The following is a 6,734-nucleotide window of genomic DNA, read 5'->3' as shown; positions in this document are numbered from 1 at the left end:
ACCGGCGGCCACGGCGATCAGGCCGTCCACCCCGGCTTCGGCGGCTTTCTCGGCGTGACGCCGCGTGGTGACGTCGTGAAAAACCAGGCCGCCATAGCTGTGTACGGCATCGACCAACGCCTTCACCGCCCCCAGGCTGGTGATGACGATCGGCACCTTGTGCTCCACGCAGATCGCCAGGTCAGCCTCCAGCCGTGGGTTGCTGTTATGGACGATGAGGTTGACGGCGTAGGGCGCGGGGTTGTCCATCTGCGCCAGGCCCGCTTCGATTTCCTCCAGCCAGGCCTTGAAACCACTGCTTTCGCGCTGGTTCAGCGCCGGGAAGCTCCCGACCACGCCATTGCGGCAGCACGCCAGCACCAATTGCGGGTTGGAAATCAGGAACATCGGCGCAGCCACGACGGGCAGGCGCAGACGTTGTTCAAGCAAAGCGGGCAGCGACATTGGAGGTACCCCGAGTCATTGAAGTCAGAACGGTTTGACCACGACCAAAATTACGATAGCCAGCAATATCAGAACCGGAACCTCATTGAACCAGCGATAAAAGACATGGCTGCGGGTGTTTTCGCCACGGGCGAAGCGTTTTACCTGCGCGCCGCACATATGGTGGTAACCGATCAGCAGAACGACCAGGGTTAGCTTGACGTGGAGCCAGGCGCCCATATGAAAGAGGCCGGGGTTGAGGGCGATCATCCAGATGCCGAAGACCAGCGTGGCAAGCATCGAGGGGCCCATGATGCCGCGATACAGCTTGCGCTCCATCACGCTGAAACGCTCCTTGCTCACGGTGTCCTCGCTTTGTGCGTGGTAGACGAACAGGCGCGGCAGGTAGAACAGCCCGGCAAACCAGCACACGATGGCGACGATATGAAAGGCTTTGACCCATAGATAGAGCATTTTTAGTTATTCCCAGGTTCACGGTAACCGAAGATAGTAGTGGCTCATGCGTCCTTACGTCACGTTGGCGGTTGTCGCAGAACGATGCGGCCCCTATTATCGACCACTTTCCAGTGGGTTCGTTGAGGGCAGGTTTATGGTCAAGGTCGGTATCGTCGGCGGCACGGGTTACACCGGTGTCGAATTGCTGCGTCTGTTGGCACAGCATCCGCAAGCTGAGGTGGTGGTCATCACTTCCCGATCCGAGGCCGGTCTGGCTGTGGCCGATATGTATCCGAACCTGCGAGGCCATTACGACGGCCTGGCGTTCAGCGTGCCGGACATCAAGACCCTCGGCGCTTGTGACGTGGTGTTCTTTGCCACGCCCCACGGCGTTGCCCATGCGCTGGCCGGTGAGCTGCTGGCCGCCGGCACCAAGGTCATCGATCTGTCGGCGGACTTCCGTCTGCAGGACGCCGACGAGTGGGCCAAATGGTACGGCCAACCACACGGTGCGCCGCAGCTGTTGGAAGAGGCGGTGTATGGCCTGCCGGAAGTCAATCGTGAGCAGATCAAGCAAGCGCGCCTGATCGCCGTGCCGGGCTGCTATCCGACCGCGACGCAGTTGGGTTTCCTGCCATTGCTCGAAGCCGGGCTGGCGGATACTTCGCGCTTGATCGCGGACTGCAAGTCGGGTGTCAGCGGCGCCGGTCGTGGGGCCGCAGTGGGGTCGTTGTACTCCGAGACGTCGGAAAGCATGAAGGCCTATGCGGTAAAAGGGCATCGCCATCTGCCGGAAATCCGCCAGGGGTTGCGTCGCGCCGCCGGTAAGGACGTGGGCCTGACCTTCGTGCCGCACCTGACTCCGATGATTCGTGGCATTCACTCGACGCTGTACGCGACCGTGGTGGATCGCTCGGTCGATCTGCAGGCGCTGTTTGAAAAGCGCTACGCCAACGAGCCGTTCGTCGACGTGATGCCGGCCGGTAGCCATCCGGAAACCCGCAGCGTGCGCGGCGCCAATGTGTGCCGGATTGCCGTGCATCGTCCGCAGGACGGTGACCTGGTGGTGGTGCTGTCGGTGATCGATAATCTGGTCAAGGGCGCGTCGGGCCAGGCGGTGCAGAACATGAACATCCTGTTCGGCCTGGATGAAAAGCTGGGCTTGTCCCACGCGGGCATGCTGCCTTAAGGGCAGATGTAGGCTTCAAGTTGTAAGCCGCATGCTTGGAGCTGGCGACTTGAAGCTCGCCGCTGCGCCCATAATAGTTGACCGCTTTTCTAGGAGAAGCGGATAATGCCGACCATTACGCATATGGCGGCGGTACGCCGGGAGATTATCAGCATGAGCGTTGAATCCTTCACCCCGACGGCTTTGCAATTCACCCACGGTGCTGCGCACAAGGTGAAGAGCCTGGTCGATGAAGAGGGTAATGATCGCTTGAAGCTGCGCGTATTTGTTACGGGCGGCGGTTGTTCAGGGTTTCAGTACGGTTTTACCTTCGATGAAGAAGTGGCCGATGACGACACCATCGTTGAGCGTGAGGGCGTGAGCCTGGTTGTGGACCCAATGAGTTTCCAATACTTGGCAGGCGCCGAGGTGGATTACCAGGAAGGTCTGGAAGGTTCGCGTTTCGTGATCAAGAACCCTAATGCCACCACTACGTGTGGTTGCGGGTCTTCGTTCTCGATCTGATTGGTAGCGGATACAAAAACGCCGCTTGGCTTTGATCGGCCAAGCGGCGTTTTGCTGTCTGCGGATTATGGGGGGCAGTCAGGCGGGGTAGATCGCGCCCAGGACTCGCAGCCCGCGCGCGCCGGTGACGCTGGGGCGGTTGGCGGCGATGCCTTCCAGGCAGCAATGGGCCAGCCAGGCGAAGGCCATGGCTTCGACCCAGTCTGGATCTACGCTGCAGGTGGCGGTGCTGCTGACCTGGGTTGATGGCAACAGCGCGGCCAGGCGCTTCATCAGTGTGGCGTTATGGGCGCCGCCGCCGCAGACCAGCAGGGTCTCTGTCTGGGGTTGGGCGGTTTGCAGGGACTCGACGATGGTCAGCGCCGTCAGTTCGAGCAGCGTGGCCTGGATGTCCTGAGGGGCGAATGCGGGCAGGCGCGCCAGGTGCCGTTGCAGCCATTCCATGTTGAACACTTCGCGCCCGGTGCTTTTTGGGCCTTTGGTCGAGAAGAAGGGGTCGCCGAGCAGAGCGTTGAGCAGTCGAGGTTCAACTTTACCGCTGGCAGCCCACAGGCCATCGCGATCGAAGTGTTCACCGCGCTGTTGGTGAATCCAGGCATCCAGCAAGACATTGCCCGGGCCGCAGTCGAAGCCGGCTACGGGCTTGTCGGTCTCGATCAGGCTGAGGTTGCTGAAGCCTCCGACATTCAATACCGCACGATTTCCGCTGCGCTCGTCAAACAGTGCTTCATGAAAAGCTGGCACCAAGGGCGCACCCTGGCCACCCGCGGCAACGTCGCGGCTGCGGAAGTCGCTGACCACAGTGATTCCGGTCAGCTCGGTGAGCAGGGCGGGATTGCCGATCTGTACGGTGAAGCCGCGTGCCGGTTCATGGCGGATCGTCTGCCCATGGCTGCCGATCGCGCGAATGTCCTGGGGCTTGAGGTTGTGCTGGTCCAGCAGGGCATGGATGCCCTGGGCGGCGAGTGCAACCCAGTGCTGCTGGGCAATGGCTGAGCGGGCGATCTCATCCGGGCCGCTGGCGCACAGGCTGAGCAGTTCCCCGCGCAGGCTATCAGGCATGGGGATGTAGTGAGTGGCGATCAGCTTGATCGCCACATCGTGTTCGATCAGGGCGATATCCAGGCCATCGAGGCTGGTCCCTGACATCACGCCTATATAGAGCGGCATACCTTAACGCTTCGCCGAAGCCAGCAGGGTGGAGCGCTCCTGGTCCATACGCGCCATCAGCGGTTGGCTTTGTTGCATGAAACGTGCGCGTTCGGCCTTGGCGATCGGGTCGGCCATCGGCAGCTTCTGGCCCAATGGATCGACGTGTACGCCATTGACCTGGAACTCATAGTGCAAGTGTGGGCCGGTGGACAGGCCGGTGGTGCCGATGTAGCCGATCACCTGGCCCTGCTTCACGTTGCCGCCAGTCTGTACGCCCTTGGCGAACCCTTGCATGTGGCCATACAGCGTGCGGTAGGTATTGCCGTGCTGGATGATCACCGTGTTGCCGTAACCGCCGCGACGTCCGGCCAGCAGCACCTTGCCGTCACCTGCCGCCTTGATGGGCGTACCGCGCGGAGCGGCATAGTCGACGCCTTTGTGGGCGCGGATTTTGTTCAGAATTGGGTGCTTGCGACCCATGGAGAAACGCGAGCTAATGCGGGCGAAATCCACAGGTGTCCGGATAAAGGCCTTGCGCATGCTGTTGCCATCAGCGGTGTAGTAGCTGCTGTTGCCTTGTTTGTTGGTGTAGCGCACGGCGGTGTAGGTCTTGCCGCGGTTGGTAAAGCGCGCGGAGAGGATGTTTCCGGTGCCGACCACTTTACCGTTGGCGACCTTCTGCTCGTAGATCACATCGAATTCGTCACCCTGGCGGATGTCCTGGGCGAAGTCGATGTCGTAGCCAAACACGCTGGCCATGTCCATGGTCATGCTGTGGGACAAGCCAGCACGGGCGGCCGATTGCGACAGCGAGCTGTTGATCACGCCGTGTACATAGGCGGAACGCATCACTGGTTTGGTGGTGATGCGATTGAACGCGAAGCCCTTGGCATCCTTGGTCAGGGTGATGCTTTCCAGGTCGCTGAGGTTGCTGTGCAGGTTGTTCAACTGGCCGTCGGGGGTCAGTTCGAACTCGAGTTTTTGACCGCGCTTGAGCTGGGTGAATTGCTTGGCTTGTTTATCGCTGGCCAAGACCTCATTAACCGTGGCGGCAGGCAGGCCGACCTTCTCGAACAGCGTGGAAAGCGTGTCGCCCTTGCCGACGATCACCTCGCGATGCTGAGGGTTCTTGGCCAGCGCTGGCGCAGGTGCAGGCTGCTGCTGGGCGGTTTTGTCGGTTTCGTCGGGGGCGCTTTCGATCTGGGCAAACGGCGAATCGACAGGTGCATTTGTGGCTTGTTGCGCGTCGGAAGCGTCTTGATCTTGTGTCAGTTGTTCAACTGGACTTTCCAGGTCAAGGCTCAGGGATGTTCGTTTGGCTTCTACGTCACTGGAAGGGAATACCAGGAGTGCCAGGCTCAAAAGGGCGGCGATACCACTTGCAGCGAGCAAGTGGGTCTTTGGGTAAAGCGGCGGCGCTTTAGACGGTTCTGTGGTCATAGGTAATTTTGACTTTGAAGATGAAATGGAAAAGATGAATGACATGATGAAGATGAAATAACTGTATAAAATATAACCAAATCATCTGTGGCGCAAGCTCGCGAACGTTGGGCTTGCTCAACGGTGTCCGTGCGCAGGGCAAAACTTGTAATTAGTCCCTGATCTTGTATGGTTGGTTCCCTTTTGAATCTGAGCCTTGCGGGTCTGTTATGAAGTCGGTTGAAGAACAGCTAGCGCTGATAAAACGTGGTGCGGAAGAACTGTTGGTCGAGGCGGAGCTGATCGAAAAGCTCAAGCGTGGCCAGCCCCTGCGTATCAAGGCCGGCTTTGATCCGACGGCGCCGGATCTGCACCTGGGTCATACCGTGCTTATTAATAAGTTGCGGCAGTTCCAGGACCTGGGGCATCAGGTGATCTTCCTTATAGGGGATTTCACCGGGATGATCGGTGATCCGAGCGGCAAGAGCGCCACGCGTCCGCCGCTGACCCGTGAGCAGGTTCTCGATAACGCCGAGACCTACAAGACTCAGGTGTTCAAGATTCTCGATCCGGCCAAGACCGAGGTGGCCTTCAACTCCACCTGGATGGACAAGATGGCGCCGGCGGATTTCATTCGTCTGACATCCCAGTACACCGTAGCGCGCATGCTTGAGCGCGATGACTTCGACAAGCGCTATTCCTCCAATCAGCCGATCGCGATTCACGAGTTCCTGTACCCGCTGGTCCAGGGGTATGACTCGGTGGCGTTGCGGGCTGACGTTGAGCTGGGTGGCACCGATCAGAAGTTCAACCTTCTGATGGGGCGTGAGCTGCAGCGGGCGTATGGGCAGGAGGCTCAGTGCGTTCTGACCATGCCGTTACTGGAAGGGTTGGACGGCGTCAAGAAGATGTCCAAGTCCCTGGGTAACTATGTCGGCATCCAGGAAGCGCCGGGCGTGATGTACGGCAAGCTGGTTTCGATTCCGGATGCGCTGATGTGGCGTTACTTCGAGCTGTTGAGCTTCCGCTCGATGGACGAGATCAATGCGCTGCGTGCGGATGTCGAGGCAGGCGCCAATCCTCGTGACGTGAAGATCAAGCTGGCTGAAGAGATTGTTGCGCGTTTCCATGGTGAAGAGGCTGCGGCCAGCGCTCATCGTGCGGCGGGCAATCGGATGAAGGATGGCGAGCTGCCGGATGATCTGCCGGAGATCGAGCTGACTGCTGCAGAGGCGATGCCGATCGCGGCCGTCCTTAATAAGGCGGGCCTGGTGAAGAACTCGGCGGTCGCGCGTGACCTCTTGGGTTCCGGTGGTGTGCGTATAGATGGTGAAGTGGTTGATCGCACCTTTATATACGAACTGGGCGCGACCCATGTTTGTCAGGCTGGGAAGAAGGCATTTGCGCGTATTACGCTCAAATCCGAATAAGTCTGAAATTAACGGTTGACGGCGATTTATATCTGTCTATAATTCGCCCCACTTCCGGCGCAGTCGAAACGGAAAACTCCTTGGTAAACAAAGAGTTATACGAGATTCGACAGCGGCCTGCTTCAGTTCATCGAAGCCTGGAAGGAGTTGCTAGAGCAGTG

7 protein-coding genes are annotated in these 6,734 nt (G+C 59.3%); 3 read left to right on the top strand and 4 right to left on the bottom strand.

Annotated features, from left to right (window positions below):
• Together L9Z73_RS22770 and hemJ are read right to left on the bottom strand one after the other, a co-directional pair.
• Positions 1-444, bottom strand: a 444-nt coding sequence (locus tag L9Z73_RS22770) for an NAD(P)H-dependent flavin oxidoreductase (protein ID WP_247405772.1), incomplete at its 3' end; no start/stop codon positions are given.
• Positions 445-468: 24 nt separating this feature from the next.
• Positions 469-897 carry a protoporphyrinogen oxidase HemJ gene (hemJ, locus tag L9Z73_RS22765; protein WP_247405769.1) on the bottom strand — a complete coding sequence of 143 codons (429 nt, stop codon included), beginning with the start codon at positions 895-897 and terminating at the stop codon, positions 469-471.
• A gap of 136 nt (positions 898-1,033) precedes the next feature.
• Here hemJ and argC point away from each other — a divergent pair, with 136 nt between their 5' ends.
• Positions 1,034-2,068, top strand: a complete 1,035-nt coding sequence (gene argC, locus L9Z73_RS22760) for an N-acetyl-gamma-glutamyl-phosphate reductase (protein ID WP_247405766.1) — start codon at positions 1,034-1,036, stop codon at positions 2,066-2,068.
• Positions 2,069-2,221: 153 nt separating this feature from the next.
• The gene (erpA, locus tag L9Z73_RS22755) at positions 2,222-2,572 is read left to right on the top strand and encodes an iron-sulfur cluster insertion protein ErpA (RefSeq protein ID WP_007906865.1); all 351 of its coding nucleotides are present in this window, start codon (positions 2,222-2,224) and stop codon (positions 2,570-2,572) included.
• A gap of 78 nt (positions 2,573-2,650) precedes the next feature.
• Here erpA and L9Z73_RS22750 read toward each other — a convergent pair whose 3' ends face one another.
• Both L9Z73_RS22750 and L9Z73_RS22745 read right to left on the bottom strand, forming a co-directional pair.
• Entirely contained in the window at positions 2,651-3,742 is a 1,092-nt protein-coding gene (locus tag L9Z73_RS22750; RefSeq protein WP_247405763.1) for an anhydro-N-acetylmuramic acid kinase, read from the bottom strand.
• 3 nt (positions 3,743-3,745) lie between these two features.
• Complete coding sequence (locus L9Z73_RS22745; protein ID WP_247405759.1) at positions 3,746-5,164, bottom strand: peptidoglycan DD-metalloendopeptidase family protein; 1,419 nt, start codon at positions 5,162-5,164, stop codon at positions 3,746-3,748.
• Between the two features lie 209 nt (positions 5,165-5,373).
• Here L9Z73_RS22745 and tyrS point away from each other — a divergent pair, with 209 nt between their 5' ends.
• Positions 5,374-6,573 carry a tyrosine--tRNA ligase gene (tyrS, locus tag L9Z73_RS22740; protein WP_247405756.1) on the top strand — a complete coding sequence of 400 codons (1,200 nt, stop codon included), beginning with the start codon at positions 5,374-5,376 and terminating at the stop codon, positions 6,571-6,573.
• The last annotated feature ends 161 nt before the right edge of the window (positions 6,574-6,734 follow it).

The sequence above is a fragment of the Pseudomonas emilianonis genome (genome assembly GCF_023072625.1).
GTDB lineage: Bacteria > Pseudomonadota > Gammaproteobacteria > Pseudomonadales > Pseudomonadaceae > Aquipseudomonas > Aquipseudomonas paraveronii.
This window is presented reverse-complemented; position numbering and strand designations above follow the sequence as displayed.